Origin of the sequence: Paraburkholderia sp. Ac-20342 (assembly GCF_017104985.1) — a bacterium.
Classification (GTDB): domain Bacteria; phylum Pseudomonadota; class Gammaproteobacteria; order Burkholderiales; family Burkholderiaceae; genus Paraburkholderia.
Genome location: NZ_JAAGPQ010000028.1, coordinates 1 through 13,037, shown reverse-complemented (window position 1 = coordinate 13,037; position 13,037 = coordinate 1). Strand labels below are relative to the sequence as shown.

General features: G+C 64.5%; 11 protein-coding genes and 1 pseudogene. 7 read left to right on the top strand and 5 right to left on the bottom strand.

All coding sequences use genetic code 11. The features are described 5' to 3' along the window. Positions 1-141: 141 nt before the first annotated feature. A complete protein-coding gene (locus G3N58_RS13800) occupies positions 142-852 on the bottom strand; it encodes a pirin family protein (protein WP_205999411.1) in 711 nt (236 codons plus the stop codon). A gap of 631 nt (positions 853-1,483) precedes the next feature. Between G3N58_RS13800 and hisQ the strand changes: the two genes are divergently transcribed. The 4 genes from hisQ (at position 1,484) to G3N58_RS13780 (ending at position 5,490) form a co-directional block, all read left to right on the top strand. Then, positions 1,484-2,173, top strand: a complete 690-nt coding sequence (hisQ, locus tag G3N58_RS13795; RefSeq protein ID WP_167036821.1) for a histidine ABC transporter permease HisQ — start codon at positions 1,484-1,486, stop codon at positions 2,171-2,173. Continuing rightward, positions 2,170-2,883, top strand: coding sequence for an ABC transporter permease (locus G3N58_RS13790; protein ID WP_167036818.1), 714 nt, complete (start codon positions 2,170-2,172; stop codon positions 2,881-2,883). The genes hisQ and G3N58_RS13790 overlap by 4 nt, the downstream gene beginning before the upstream one ends. A 63-nt stretch (positions 2,884-2,946) precedes the next feature. Further along, positions 2,947-3,726, top strand: coding sequence for an ATP-binding cassette domain-containing protein (locus G3N58_RS13785; protein WP_167036815.1), 780 nt, complete (start codon positions 2,947-2,949; stop codon positions 3,724-3,726). Between the two features lie 609 nt (positions 3,727-4,335). Continuing rightward, positions 4,336-5,490, top strand: coding sequence for a porin (locus tag G3N58_RS13780; protein WP_167036814.1), 1,155 nt, complete (start codon positions 4,336-4,338; stop codon positions 5,488-5,490). Positions 5,491-5,783: 293 nt separating this feature from the next. On the opposite strand, the gene glnK is transcribed toward G3N58_RS13780, so the two are convergent. Together glnK and G3N58_RS13770 are read right to left on the bottom strand one after the other, a co-directional pair. After that, complete coding sequence (gene glnK / locus G3N58_RS13775) at positions 5,784-6,122, bottom strand: P-II family nitrogen regulator (protein ID WP_006048444.1); 339 nt, start codon at positions 6,120-6,122, stop codon at positions 5,784-5,786. A gap of 66 nt (positions 6,123-6,188) precedes the next feature. Further along, entirely contained in the window at positions 6,189-7,877 is a 1,689-nt protein-coding gene (locus tag G3N58_RS13770) for an NAD+ synthase (protein ID WP_205999410.1), read from the bottom strand. Between the two features lie 140 nt (positions 7,878-8,017). Here G3N58_RS13770 and G3N58_RS13765 point away from each other — a divergent pair, with 140 nt between their 5' ends. Both G3N58_RS13765 and G3N58_RS13760 read left to right on the top strand, forming a co-directional pair. Beyond that, positions 8,018-9,187, top strand: a complete 1,170-nt coding sequence (locus G3N58_RS13765; protein ID WP_167036808.1) for a GNAT family N-acetyltransferase — start codon at positions 8,018-8,020, stop codon at positions 9,185-9,187. A gap of 10 nt (positions 9,188-9,197) precedes the next feature. Beyond that, the gene (locus G3N58_RS13760) at positions 9,198-9,515 is read left to right on the top strand and encodes a GIY-YIG nuclease family protein (RefSeq protein ID WP_167036805.1); all 318 of its coding nucleotides are present in this window, start codon (positions 9,198-9,200) and stop codon (positions 9,513-9,515) included. 218 nt (positions 9,516-9,733) lie between these two features. Here the strand turns inward: G3N58_RS13760 and G3N58_RS13755 are convergent, their stop codons facing one another. Together G3N58_RS13755 and ppa are read right to left on the bottom strand one after the other, a co-directional pair. After that, on the bottom strand, positions 9,734-11,830 hold the full coding sequence (locus tag G3N58_RS13755) for an FUSC family protein (RefSeq protein ID WP_167283891.1): 2,097 nt from the start codon (positions 11,828-11,830) through the stop codon (positions 9,734-9,736). A gap of 258 nt (positions 11,831-12,088) precedes the next feature. Further along, complete coding sequence (ppa, locus tag G3N58_RS13750; RefSeq protein WP_167036799.1) at positions 12,089-12,616, bottom strand: inorganic diphosphatase; 528 nt, start codon at positions 12,614-12,616, stop codon at positions 12,089-12,091. 275 nt (positions 12,617-12,891) lie between these two features. Here ppa and G3N58_RS34175 point away from each other — a divergent pair. Then, positions 12,892-13,037, top strand: a pseudogene (locus tag G3N58_RS34175) (aldehyde dehydrogenase); the annotation flags it as partial.

The window sequence follows — 13,037 nt, the reverse complement described above, 5'->3', positions numbered from 1 at the left end:
TCACGCTAGGTAGCGCGGGGCCAGCCGAAAGGCCGCCTCGCGCATGAAACAACGCCACGGAAGCAATCTTCCGTGGCGTTGTTCTTTGGTGGCGGTTAAAGCCGCGCCAAAGCCTCACCATCGAAGCGGGCGCGGCAGCAATCAGCCGTTCAGCTGGCCCAGATCGAACAGCAGCACTTCCGCGTCCTCGCCGTTTTCGAGCGTGACCGTGTCGGTGTCGCTGAGCTTCGCGGCGTCACCCGCCTTGAGCAGCGTACCGTTCACCGTCACCGCACCACGCGCGACGTGCACGTAGGCGAGACGCCCCTTCGGCAGCGCAAACTGCGCGGTCTCGGCGCCGTCGAGAAGACCCGCGTAGATCGAGGCGTCCGCGTGGATCGTCACCGAGCCGTCGTGGCCGTCGGGCGATGCGATCACGCGCAGGCGGCCGCGCTTGCTGTCGGCATCGAAACGCTTTTCCTCGTAGCCGGGCTGGTCGCCCGCGCGGCTCGGCAGCACCCAGATCTGCAGCAGATGCACCTGCTCGTCGCGCGAGGCGTTGAACTCGCTGTGCTGCACGCCGGTGCCCGCGCTCATGCGCTGCACGTCGCCGTGACGGATCGTCGAGCCGTTGCCCATGCTGTCGCGATGGGCCAGCGCGCCCTCGAGCACGTACGTGACGATTTCCATGTCGCGGTGGCCGTGCGCGCCAAAGCCCTGGCCGCCCTCGATGCGGTCTTCGTTGATGACGCGCAGCGGGCCGAAATGCACGTGCCGCGGATCGCGGTAATCGGCAAACGAGAAGCTGTGGTAGGAGTCGAGCCAGCCGTGGTTGGCATGGCCACGTTCTTCGGAACGGCGAATCTCGATCATGGAAAATCTCCCGGTAAAGAAACAAGTTGATGGAGACAATGTAGGGCCAACGCGATCGCCAAACAATCGGCGCACATGCACTGGACCGTTCCACCGGTGCGAGCAATCGCTGCCGGCGGCAAAACCCGCCGTAACGTCGCGCACGCACAACGCCCGCCGCCGCTCGTGCCGGTCCACGGACGTCCCGGACTGGCACCCCGGCGCTGTTCGGGTAAAATACCGCCCTTTTCGAGGCGCTCGGACGTTCCATGCGTCGCTCAGGGCCCTTCAGGACACCTCGGCGCAAACAACACTCGACACCGCGCGAGACGAACCGGCAGGCAGTATCCGCGAGACTCGGGACTCGCCCGCATGGGCGTGAGCGGGGCTTCGTACTAGAGTCGGCAACAAGGAAGGCGAGCCCGGTCGCCAGCAACGGCGGCAGTGGCAGAAACCGGCAGTAGATTCAAACCCATTCGAGACGAAAGTCCCAAAAGCGCGCCGCGGGAACGCCAACGCTCCCACGGCATGATTTGCACAGCGGCACGCTGTGCGCCGCGCGTCATGGCGAGCCGAACGCTCGCGGCCCGCGCGGCGCAACACGGGCCGCGTCTTTCGCGATGCGTCACAAGCGCGTCGTCAAGGACTTCATATGTTCCTTCAAGGCTACGGCCCGCTGCTTCTCAGCGGCACCTGGCAGACCGTCAAACTGGCGGTGTTGTCGCTCGTGCTCGCCTTCGTGCTGGGCCTGCTCGGCGCGGCGGCGAAACTGTCGAAAAACCGCCTCTCCAACGGCATCGGCACCGTCTACACGACGCTCGTGCGCGGCGTGCCCGATCTCGTGCTGATGCTGCTGCTGTTCTACAGCATCCAGATCTGGCTGAACAACCTCACCGACGCGCTCGGCTGGGACGAGATCGACATCGATCCGTTCGTGGCCGGCGTCGCGGTGCTCGGCTTCATCTACGGCGCGTACTTCACCGAGACGTTCCGCGGCGCGTTCCTCGCCGTGCCGCGCGGCCAGCTCGAAGCGGGCGCGGCCTACGGCATGACGAACTGGCAGGTGTTCTCGCGCGTGATGTTCCCGCAGATGATGCGCTTCGCGCTGCCCGGCATCGGCAACAACTGGCAGGTCATGGTGAAGGCGACCGCGCTCGTGTCGATCATCGGTCTCGCCGACGTCGTCAAGGCCTCGCAGGACGCCGGCAAGGGCACGCTGCGGTTCTTCTTCTTCACCCTGCTCGCCGGGGCGATCTATCTCGTCATCACCACCGTGTCGAACTTCGTGCTGATGTACCTCGAAAAGCGTTACTCGACCGGCGTGCGAAAGGCGGATCTATGATCGAGATCATTCAGGAATACTGGCGCAACTATCTGTTCACCGACGGCTATCGCTTCACCGGCGTCGCGATCACGTTGTGGCTGCTGGTGGTGTCGATCGGCCTCGGCTTCTGCCTGTCGGTGCCGCTCGCGGTCGCGCGCGTGTCGAAGAAGAAATGGCTCTCCGGCATGGTGTGGCTGTATACGTACATCTTCCGAGGCACACCGCTCTATGTGCAGTTGCTGCTCTGCTACACCGGTCTCTACAGTCTCGACATCATCCGCAACAACGAGCTGACCAACGCGTTTTTCCGCGACGGCATGCATTGCACGCTGCTCGCGTTCACGCTGAACACCTGCGCGTACACCACCGAGATTTTCGCGGGCGCGATCAAGGCGACGCCGTACGGCGAGATCGAAGCGGCGCGCGCCTACGGCATGTCGTCGTTCACGCTGTACCGGCGCGTGATTCTGCCCTCGGCGCTGCGCCGCGCGCTGCCCTACTACAGCAACGAAGTGATCCTGATGCTGCATGCCACCACGGTCGCCTTCACGGCGACGGTGCCGGACATTCTCAAGATCGCGCGCGACGTGAACTCGGCGACCTATCAGTCGTTCAACGCGTTCGGCATCGCCGCGCTGCTGTACCTGTGCATCTCTTTCGCGCTCGTGTGGCTGTTCCGCCGCGCCGAACGCCGCTGGCTCGCTTACCTGCGGCCGCAAGGCAAGTAAGTAACGTTGGACATCGCGGTTAGAGACCGCGTCCGTGGGCAGGCAAGCTCGTCAAGGATCCTGATGAACACCAAGAAGCAGAAGCTCTTCGTCGACGAGCTTCACAAAAAGTACGGCGACAACGAAGTCCTCAAGGGCGTGTCGCTGAAGGCCGATGCCGGCGACGTGATCAGCGTGATCGGTTCGTCCGGCTCGGGCAAGAGCACGATGCTCCGCTGCATCAACTTTCTCGAACAGCCGAACGCCGGGCGCATCGTCGTCGACGGCGAGGAAGTGCGCACGCAAACGGCCAGGGACGGCGCGTTGCGCGTGTCGGACCCGAAGCAGTTGCAGCGCGTGCGCACGAAACTCGCGATGGTGTTCCAGCACTTCAACCTGTGGTCGCACATGAACGTGCTCGAGAACATCATCGAGGCGCCCGTGCATGTGCTCGGCTTGAAACGCAAGGAAGCCGAGGACCGCGCGCGCGAATATCTCGAGAAGGTCGGTCTCGCGCCGCGTCTCGAAAAGCAGTATCCGTCGCACCTGTCGGGCGGCCAGCAGCAGCGTGTCGCGATTGCGCGCGCCCTGGCGATGCATCCCGACGTGATGCTGTTCGACGAACCGACTTCGGCGCTCGATCCCGAACTCGTCGGCGAAGTGCTGAAGGTCATGCAGAAGCTCGCCGAGGAAGGCCGCACGATGATCGTCGTGACCCACGAAATGGGTTTCGCGCGCAACGTGTCGAATCACGTGATGTTCCTGCATCAGGGCCGCGTCGAAGAAGAAGGCCACCCCGACGAAGTGTTCAAGAATACGAAGAGCGAGCGCCTCAGGCAGTTCCTTTCCGGTAGCCTCAAATAAACCGATGCAGTCCGATACGCATCCCGCATCGCACCGATGCCGTGATGTGTAGTCGAAGTAATTTTACAAGGCGCTTACGAGCGCCTTTTTTATTGCCCGTTTCTGTTCGCCGGCGACCGTTCGGAGCACCAAAAACCTCGTCCAAACAACGCTAAGCGTTGCTTTTTTGCCTTAACCTGCCACTTTCCGGGCGTCAATAGTGGCAATCCTTAATACGACCCCAGGCTAATCGTGAGTCCCTTGTAAGACAAGGCTTTGCGCGTTTTCCCGAGCGGCACCGGAGAGACGTGGCGCACATTCGTATTGCAATTTGGCGACACAGCCGGAGCACGGCGCCAATTTCTTCTCCCAGCCAAAGTTATTTTTGATAAATTAGTAACCAAAGTAGCAAAACAAAGTTGATTAAAAGTAGTTTCACTTCAAAACACAGAGGAGAACCGGTCGGCGAGGGATCGGCATGACGCACAGATAGCCCCAGGCTACGCGTCACGGCAGGAGACCCTATCCGCCCGCCATCTCCCCTGGTACCGCTTTCTGTTCGGTGCAGATCGCGTCCGAACACCACTCGCAGTACTGGGTTTCATTTTTTGACAGGGTATGGAGGAGAAGATGAAGAAAGCTTTGCTCGCCGCGGCGCTGATGTCGGCCGGCGTTGTCGCACACGCTCAGAGCAGCGTCACGCTGTACGGCCGCCTCGATGCGGGCCTCGAGTACATGTCGGGCGTGCCGACCGGTCCCGCCAACGGCGCGGCCACCGGCAGCGGCAACCGCTTCAAGGCCGAGAGCGGCGACTGGGGTACCAGCCTGTGGGGCTTGAAGGGTGTCGAAGACATCGGTGGCGGCAACAAGGTGCTGTTCCAGCTGGAGGGCTCGTTCAACACGATGACGGGCGCGGGTCCGGGCAACGGCGGCCTCTTCAATCGCTGGGCAACGGTGGGTCTGTCGAACGACCAGTACGGTACGTTCACGATGGGCCGCATGCTCTTCATCTCGAACGGCGTGTGGGACTTCGACCCGTTCGGTCAATCGAACTGGTCATCGGCATCGCTCGTGCGTAGCCGCAACTGGCCGCAGTCGAGCAATAACGTCGCCTACCAGTCGCCGAAGATCGCCGGCTTCGATTTCTATGGTCAGTACGCCCTGTCGAACGCGACGAGCTGGAACGGCAACGGCACGACGCCGCAAGGCCGTGAAGCAGGCGCTCAGGTCACCTACACGAACTCGCTGTTCCAGGTCCGCGGCCTCTACGACGAAATCCGCAACCCGACGAATGGCGGCCTGTGGGGCGGCGCGGTCGCCAACAACGGCATCAATTCGGCTAACACGGGCAATGGCGTATTCTCGGCATCGCGCGAATATTCGGCGCTCGTGAACGTGTTCCTCGGCCAGTTCAAGATTCAGGCTGCTTACCAGGCTGTGCGCTCCGCCGGCGCGACCGGCGTCGCGTATGGCCAGCCGACCACGCTCAATCACGAATGGGGCGGTGTGACGTGGCAAGCCACGCCGGCTGCTGCGCTGATCGCAGCGGTCTACCACGTGAACGGCAACAATGGCGCGGGCAATGCGACGATCTACACGGTCGGCGGTTCGTATAACCTGTCCAAGCGCACACTGCTCGACCTGCAGGTTGCAACGGTACGCAACAGCAGCAACGCCAACTTCGGCCTGAACGCGAACAACGCGGGCACCTCGGCCGGAACGGATAACCCGCTGCCGGGCCACGCGCAAACCGGCGTGTACGCAGGTATCCAGCACTCGTTCTAAGCGAACGGTGTGCCCCGAGGGGACGACCCTCGGGGCGTCAATACAGATTTCTCCAAGAGAATCTTTTTCACGCTGCTGCGAGAGGCGCGTATCGGTGCAATGCCCGCAAGGGTATTGCACCGTTTTTTATTGGAGACGAGTTTTTCGGCCTGGCGAGTCCGTGGGGTGTCCACGGTTTGCCGGCTTGCTCGTCATGCACGCAACGCAGCCGCGCAGGACAGCCGGGACATGCAGCGTGAACAGGCCTTGAAAGTGGGCCTTGAACCTCGCAGGCGGCCCGTGAAACCGCCCTCTTACACCGCCGCTTCGTTCTCTTCGCCGGTGCGGATACGGATCACGCGCTCGACGTCCGCGACGAAAATCTTGCCGTCGCCGATCTTGCCGGTACGCGCCGCGCCGATGATCGCATCGATCACCTGATCGCACTGGTTGTCCGCGACGACGACTTCGATCTTCACCTTCGGCAGAAAGTCGACCACATACTCCGCACCACGATAGAGCTCGGTATGCCCTTTCTGACGGCCGAAGCCCTTGACTTCGGTCACGGTCAGGCCGGTGAGGCCGACTTCTGCGAGCGCCTCGCGCACTTCGTCGAGTTTGAACGGTTTGATGACTGCGGTGATGCGCTTCATGGCGAACCTCGTCTCGTGATAGGGAAAGTGAAAGGGAAATGGGTGATTTTTATTCTACGCCGCGCGTCACGCCACCGGCTCGATATAGCGCGACGTGATCGGATAACGCCAGTCGCGGCCGAACGCGCGATGCGTGACGCGAATGCCGATCGGCGCCTGACGCCGCTTGTACTCGTTGATCTTGATGAGCCGCGTGACGCGCTTCACGTCGTCGGCCGCATAGCCCGCCGCGATGATCTCCGCGAGCGAGCGGTCCTCTTCCATGTACATGCGCATGATCGCGTCGAGCACGTCGTATTCGGGCAGGCTGTCCTGGTCGGTCTGGTTCTCGCGCAGCTCCGCCGACGGCGCGCGCGTCAGGATGCGCTCGGGAATCACATCGCGCGTCGCGAACGTGGTGGCCGCATTGCGATAGCGGCACAGCCGGTACACGAGCGTCTTCGCGATGTCCTTGATGACCGCGAAGCCGCCGGCCATGTCGCCATACAGCGTGCAGTAGCCGACCGCCATCTCGCTCTTGTTGCCGGTGGTCAGCACGATCGAGCCGAACTTGTTCGACAACGCCATCAAGAGCGTGCCGCGAATGCGCGCCTGGATGTTTTCCTCGGTCGCGTCTTCGGCGCGGCCCGCGAATTCTTCGGCGAGCGAGCCGCGGAACGCGTCGAACATCGGCGCGATGGCGATCTCGTCGTAGCGCACGCCGACGCGACGCGCCATCTCGGCGGCATCGGTGGTGGAGATGTCGGCCGTATAGCGCGACGGCATCATCACGGCGCGCACCTTGTCGGCACCGAGCGCATCGCAGGCGACGGCCAGCACGAGCGCCGAATCGACGCCGCCCGACAACCCGATCAGCGCCCCCGGAAACCCGTTCTTGCCGATATAGTCGCGCACGCCCATCACGAGCGCCGCGTACACCTGCGCTTCGAGCGACTGCTCCGGCGCGATCGCGGCCGGCACCGGCGTGGCACCGTCGAACTCGACGAGCGCCGTGGCTTCCTCGAACTGCGCGAGCTTCGCGACCAGTTCGCCCTGCGCGTCGAGCACGAACGAACCGCCGTCGAACACGAGTTCGTCCTGGCCGCCGACCATGTTCACGTAGACCATCGGTATGCCGGTCTCGCGAATCCGCGCGCGCAGAATGTCGAAGCGCACGGCTTCCTTGTTCAGGTGATACGGCGAGCCGTTCGGAATCAGCAGCACCTGCGCGCCGGCGGCCTTCGCCATCTGCGCGGCCGACGCATGCCATGCATCCTCGCAGATCACCACGCCATACTTCACGCCCTCGAGTTCGAACACGAACGGCTGCGGGTCCGAGGCGAAGTAGCGCTTCTCGTCGAACACCTCGGTGTTCGGCAGATCCTGCTTGCGATAGGTGCCCTTCACTTCGCCGTCGACGATCAGCGAGGCCGCGTTGAACGTATCGACGGGTGGCACGCCGCGCTCGATCGGCGCGTTTGCATTACCATGACCGTGCGCCCGATCCCGCAGCGGATGCCCGACGATCACATGCAGCCCCGTGAACGGCTTCAGCTGCGCGGCGAGATCGGCCAATGCCGCGGCGCTCGCGGTATAGAACGCGGGACGCAGCAGCAGGTCTTCGGGCGGATAACCCGACAGCGCAAGTTCAGGCGCAACCAGCAGCTTCGCACCATCGTTGTGCGCGGCGCGCGCGGCGGCGACGATCTTCGCGACGTTGCCGGCGAAGTCGCCGACGGTGACATTGATTTGAGCAAGAGCGATTCGGGTCTTCATGGCAGGATCGACAGGCAAGCCATTACGGCTCGCGGGTACCGCGGCTCGATGGCTCGGCGGAATTGGACAACCGGATAAACGAACGGCGTGGCCCGCGCATCTTCACGGCAGCGCACGTTCATTGCAAACAGTCACGCAGATTGAACCAGCAACGCATCGATTATCGCACGGGCATTCTGGCATCGCCCTCCGAGGTGGACGCCGCCGAATGGAACGCCCTTCTCGCGCAACAGCCGCAGCCCACGCCGTTTCTGCGGCACGAGTTTCTGAGCGCGCTCAGCGCGACGCAATGCGCGGTGCCCGACACCGGCTGGGCGCCGCAATTCGTCACGCTCACCGACACGCGCACGGGCAAGCTCGCGGCGGCCGCGCCGGTCTATCTGAAGGGTCACTCGTACGGCGAGTACGTGTTCGACTGGGCCTGGGCCGACGCCTATAAACGCAACGGCCTGCCGTATTACCCGAAGCTCCTGTGCGCGGTGCCGTTCACGCCGGTGCAGGGCAACCGTTTGCTAGCGGCCGACGAACACGCGCTGCGCCATCTCGCGGCCACGCTGCTGGCGTTCGCCGAGCAGGCCGAGGTGTCCTCGCTGCATGTGCTGTTTCCGACGCAAACCGAAGCCGCCGCGCTCGAAGAACTCGGCATGATGCAACGCGAAGGCGTGCAGTTTCACTGGCTCAACGACGGCTATCGCGACTTCGACGATTTCCTCTCGACGCTCGAACAGAAGAAGCGCAAGAACATCCGCGCCGAGCGCCGCAAGGTACACGACGCCGGCATCACCATGCGGCGCATTCGCGGCGAAGACATTCAGGATGCCGACTGGCGCTTCTTCAGCAAGTGCTATCGGCAAACCTATCGCGAGCACTTTTCGAGTCCGTATCTGAACCTCGACTTCTTCCGCATGATCGGCGCGTCGATGCCGGAAAACCTGCTGCTCGTGATCGCCGAATACGAGGGCAAGCCGATCGCGAGCTCGCTCGTCGTCTATCAGCGCGACGCGCAAACCGGCGGCACGCTCTATGGCCGCTACTGGGGCGCGCTCGAACACGTGCCGTGCCTGCACTTCGAAACCGCGTACTACCAGCCGCTCGAATTCTGCATCGAGGCAAAGCTCGGCGCGTTCGAAGGCGGCGCGCAGGGCGAGCACAAAATGGCGCGCGGCTTTCTGCCGACGGTCACGCGCTCGGCGCACTGGCTCGCGCATCCGGCCTTCGCGGACGCGGTCGGCCATTTCCTCGACAACGAAAAGAACAGCATCCACGCTTATGTGGACGAGCTGCGCGAACACAATCCGTTCAAAGGCTGACGGCGCGTTTATGGCGTGGTTTCTCTATCTGCTCGAATGCTCGGACGGCAGCGTCTATACCGGCATCGCGACCGACGTCGCCGCGCGCTTCGACAAGCACATGAGCGGCATGGGCGCGCGCTATACGCGTTCGCGCAAGCCGGTGCGCGTACTGGCGTCGTTCGAACTCGCGGATCGATCGAGCGCATCGCGCGCCGAGTATTGGGTCAAGCGGCTCGCGCCGCCCGAGAAGCGCGCGCTGGCGGCGGGGTTGAGGACGCTTGAATCGGTGGTGCCGACGGCGCCGGTTGCCGAGGCTGAAACGGGGGATGACGGCGAGGTGGTTTGATGCGGCTTGAAGCCTGAAACCCGAGGCTCGGAGTTCGGCGCGGCTCCGTTTGTGTCGCGATCACTTCGTGCCGCTTGCTTCGTAGCGCTGACTTCGGTCCGCTGACTTCGGTCCGCTGACTTCGGTCCGCTGACTTCGGTCCGATAACTGCGCCCCGCCAATCCCGCACCGTGCTGCCGCGCAGCCGGCGGCAAGCGGCAAGCACACCCCGCCTCGGCCTACCCCCTCGCCTCACGCATCTTCTCCGTCAACAGACGATGCACGCGCGCCAGTTCACCAACCGCATCCGCTTCGAGCGAGGTCAGCCTCTCGCGCTCGGGCAAGTCGAGCCGCACGGGCTGCAGCGTGCGATTCAGGGCGGCCTCGATCGCCTCGCTCAGCGCCGCGACCCAGGCGCCGAGTTCAGCAGGCATGGCGCGCCGGTTCGCGCTCAGGCGCAACTGCGTCGCGGTGCCGGCCATCCGGCGCAACAGGCTCAGCACCGTCAGCGTCACCGTATCGGCCATCGAGTCTTCGAGTTTTTCGAGGCGCACGCGGCCGAGCGCCTCTTCCGCATTGTTGCTGGTGAGACCCGCCGCGCGGCGCAGACGCTCCATGTCCTTGTCGCGGCGCCACGGCGTTTCGAGCGACGCGCGCAGATACGCGAGATTCGCGCGCACGGCGTTGCCGAGATAGACACGCAGGTCGAGCTTCTCGCGCGTCGGCCATAACAGGAACGTCGCGAGCAATGCGAGCACGCAGCCGAGCACGTTGTTGCCGAGCCGCGTCAGCGCGAACACGAACTCGTTGGCGCCCGGCGTCGCGAAGTCGGCGACGAGCACGAAGGCCGGCGTCAGGAACAGCACGAACAGGCTGTAGCTGACGGGCCGCAGCGCCATCGTCGCCATCACGAGCGGAAACACCGCGAGCGAAATGCCGAGCGGCGAATGAATCGCATAGCCGATCGCCGCCGCCAGTACGCCGCCGACGATGCTGCCCGCCGCGCGCTCGATGCTGCGCGGCCACGTCGCGGCAATCGACGGCTGCAGGATCAGGAGCGTCGCCATCGTCGCCCAGTAGCCGAACGGCAGGCCGAGCGCGCGAATCACGAGAAAGCCCGCCGTGGTCGTCACGCCCACGCGCGCCGCATGGCGCAGGCCGACCGACTGCCACGACAGGTTCGCCTTCAGCGTCGCCCCGGCGCGCGCGGCGAGCCGCATCGCGCATTCGCTCCAGCGTTCGGTATGCGGCTCGCGCGGCGCGAAATCGACGAGCTCGAAGCCCGATTGCAGCTTGACCGGTTCGAGCAACGCGCCTTCGAGCCGGCTCGCGAGACGCCGCAAGCGCCGTTGCTGATCCGCGAGACGCTCCCAGCGCGCGTCGCCGGCCGCCACGCCGATATCTCGCAGCACCTCGCCGATCGTATTCAGCAGCCGCGCCGCGCGCTGCGTGCGGCGCAGGTCGTCGGGCACTTTCTCGCTCGCGCCCGACACCGCGATCAGATACGCGAACAGCGCCTCGCCGTCGGTCAGCAGACCGAGCAGCGTGTCGTAGGTGACGGCGCCGCCCGTGCGCGAGGCGGGCAAATTCGCGAGCGCATCGCGCGAACGTTCGAGCGCCGCGCGCGCGTCGGCGCGAAAGCGCGCGGCGTGCATGGCCCATTCGCCCGGCGCGGCACGCTGGCCGACGAGACGCGCGCTGTCGAAGGCGACGTCGGCGAGCCGCAGATACACCGCGCGCAGCGACGCGCGGCTCGCGCCGAACGGATGAATGCGCCACACCGTCAGACTCAGCACGACCGCGAACAGACAGCCGACCACGTAGACGCCGAGAAACGCGAGCCCGGCGCGCGCGTCGTGCATCGGCCGGTCGACCATCACGACGCAGGCGGTCGCCGCGAGAATCGTCACCTGCGAGGTGGCCGCGCCCCAGATGCGGCCGAACGCGCCGAGCGTCGTGAACGCGAGCATCGCGAGCGCGGCGAACGCGGTCCCCATGCCGGACGCGAACGCGGTCATGCCGCCGCACAGCGTCGACAGCAACGCGAAGCCCATCATCGAGGCGAAGCGCGCGCGGTTCGAGCCGCCCGCATCGGCGAGGCAGGTCCAGAAGGCGCCGATCGCGGCCCACGCGAAGATCGGATCGTGCAGCACGTTGCCGAGCGCGAGCATCGCCGTCGAAGCGCACGCGGCCCGCAAACCCTCGGACAGACTCGCCTCGCTCGCCGCGAACGACACCATCCAGACTGGCCGCTTGCGGTAGATCGCGGTGACGACCGCGTGCAGCCGGGTCGACCAGCGCGGCGAGTTCGAGTGGGATTTGCTGCGGTTCGTCATCCGGATGGCGGTTCCCGAGAAGGCGCGCGATACGAGGCGGCGCGCGCATGAAAGGTGTGTCGAATGATAAGGGTTTACACCTAACTATAACAATGCGTTTGCTTCATTCCGGCGATGCATCGAGGTTATGCGTGTCGAGCGCCGTCGTATTGCACGGTAGCCGAATGCAGCGCAAACGCCATGAAAAAACCGCGCGGCCCTCACGGACTCGCGCGGTTTGCGTCCTGCCTGCGGCGAGCGGGATGCCCCGCCGCGCGCTTACTTCGTGTAGTTCGCGATGCCTTCGCTGATTTCCTTGTGCGCGGCGTCGACGCCCGCCCAGCCTTCGACCTTGACCCACTTGCCCTTTTCGAGCGCCTTGTACTGTTCGAAGAAGTGCTTGATCTGGTCTTTCAGGTAAGCCGGCACGTCGTCGACGGTCTTGAGGCTCGCCGTCATCGGGCAGATCTTGTCGTGCGGCACGGCGATCAGCTTCGCGTCCACGCCCGATTCGTCGGTCATCTGCAGCATGCCGAGCGCGCGAGCGCGCACGACGGAACCGGCCAGCAGCGGGAACGGCGTGATGACCAGCACGTCGACCGGGTCGCCGTCGCCCGACAGCGTTTGCGGAATGAAGCCGTAGTTGGCCGGATAGCGCATGCCGGTGCCGATGAAACGGTCGACGACGAGCAGGCCCAGATCCTTGTCGGCTTCGTACTTCACCGGGTCGCTTTGCGCCGGGATTTCGATGATGACGTTGAAATCGTGCGGAAGGTCTTTGCCTGCGGGAACGTGATTGAAGCTCATGAGCGCTCTCTGAAGGGGATGGAAGTCGGAATGCGGCGTACGGTGTGCCCGGGATCGAGGGTAGGCGTGCGGATTGCCCGCCCTCTCGCCCCGATAGCGGCACCGTGCACCGGACAATGCGGAATGCGCCATTATAGCCAATCGGCCAATGGCCTCTCCCGTTCGATCGGCGCGATAATCGTCTCGCGACTCTCGCTCGTGTTTCCGGTTTGGTGTCTCCCCTTCGAACCTCGCGCCGCCGCACGACGGCTGCGCGTCACCGTCAAGGAGCCTGCATGGAAGAAGCCCGGCATTTCATCGGCGGCGAGTGGTGCGCCGCGTCCGGCGGCGACACGATCGCCGTGCTCGATCCCTCGGACGGCCAGCCGTTCACGCGCCTCGCGCGCGGCACCGCGGCCGACATCGACAGCGCCGTGCACGG

What these genes read in the sequence shown, in the direction of transcription:
- G3N58_RS13800 (WP_205999411.1), bottom strand. Translation starts at nt 852, where the DNA reads ATGATCGAGATTCGCCGTTCCGAAGAACGTGGCCATGCCAACCACGGC.
- hisQ (WP_167036821.1), top strand. Translation starts at nt 1,484, where the DNA reads ATGTTCCTTCAAGGCTACGGCCCGCTGCTTCTCAGCGGCACCTGGCAG.
- G3N58_RS13790 (WP_167036818.1), top strand. Translation starts at nt 2,170, where the DNA reads ATGATCGAGATCATTCAGGAATACTGGCGCAACTATCTGTTCACCGAC.
- G3N58_RS13785 (WP_167036815.1), top strand. Translation starts at nt 2,947, where the DNA reads ATGAACACCAAGAAGCAGAAGCTCTTCGTCGACGAGCTTCACAAAAAG.
- G3N58_RS13780 (WP_167036814.1), top strand. Translation starts at nt 4,336, where the DNA reads ATGAAGAAAGCTTTGCTCGCCGCGGCGCTGATGTCGGCCGGCGTTGTC.
- glnK (WP_006048444.1), bottom strand. Translation starts at nt 6,122, where the DNA reads ATGAAGCGCATCACCGCAGTCATCAAACCGTTCAAACTCGACGAAGTG.
- G3N58_RS13770 (WP_205999410.1), bottom strand. Translation starts at nt 7,877, where the DNA reads ATGAAGACCCGAATCGCTCTTGCTCAAATCAATGTCACCGTCGGCGAC.
- G3N58_RS13760 (WP_167036805.1), top strand. Translation starts at nt 9,198, where the DNA reads ATGGCGTGGTTTCTCTATCTGCTCGAATGCTCGGACGGCAGCGTCTAT.
- G3N58_RS13755 (WP_167283891.1), bottom strand. Translation starts at nt 11,830, where the DNA reads ATGACGAACCGCAGCAAATCCCACTCGAACTCGCCGCGCTGGTCGACC.
- ppa (WP_167036799.1), bottom strand. Translation starts at nt 12,616, where the DNA reads ATGAGCTTCAATCACGTTCCCGCAGGCAAAGACCTTCCGCACGATTTC.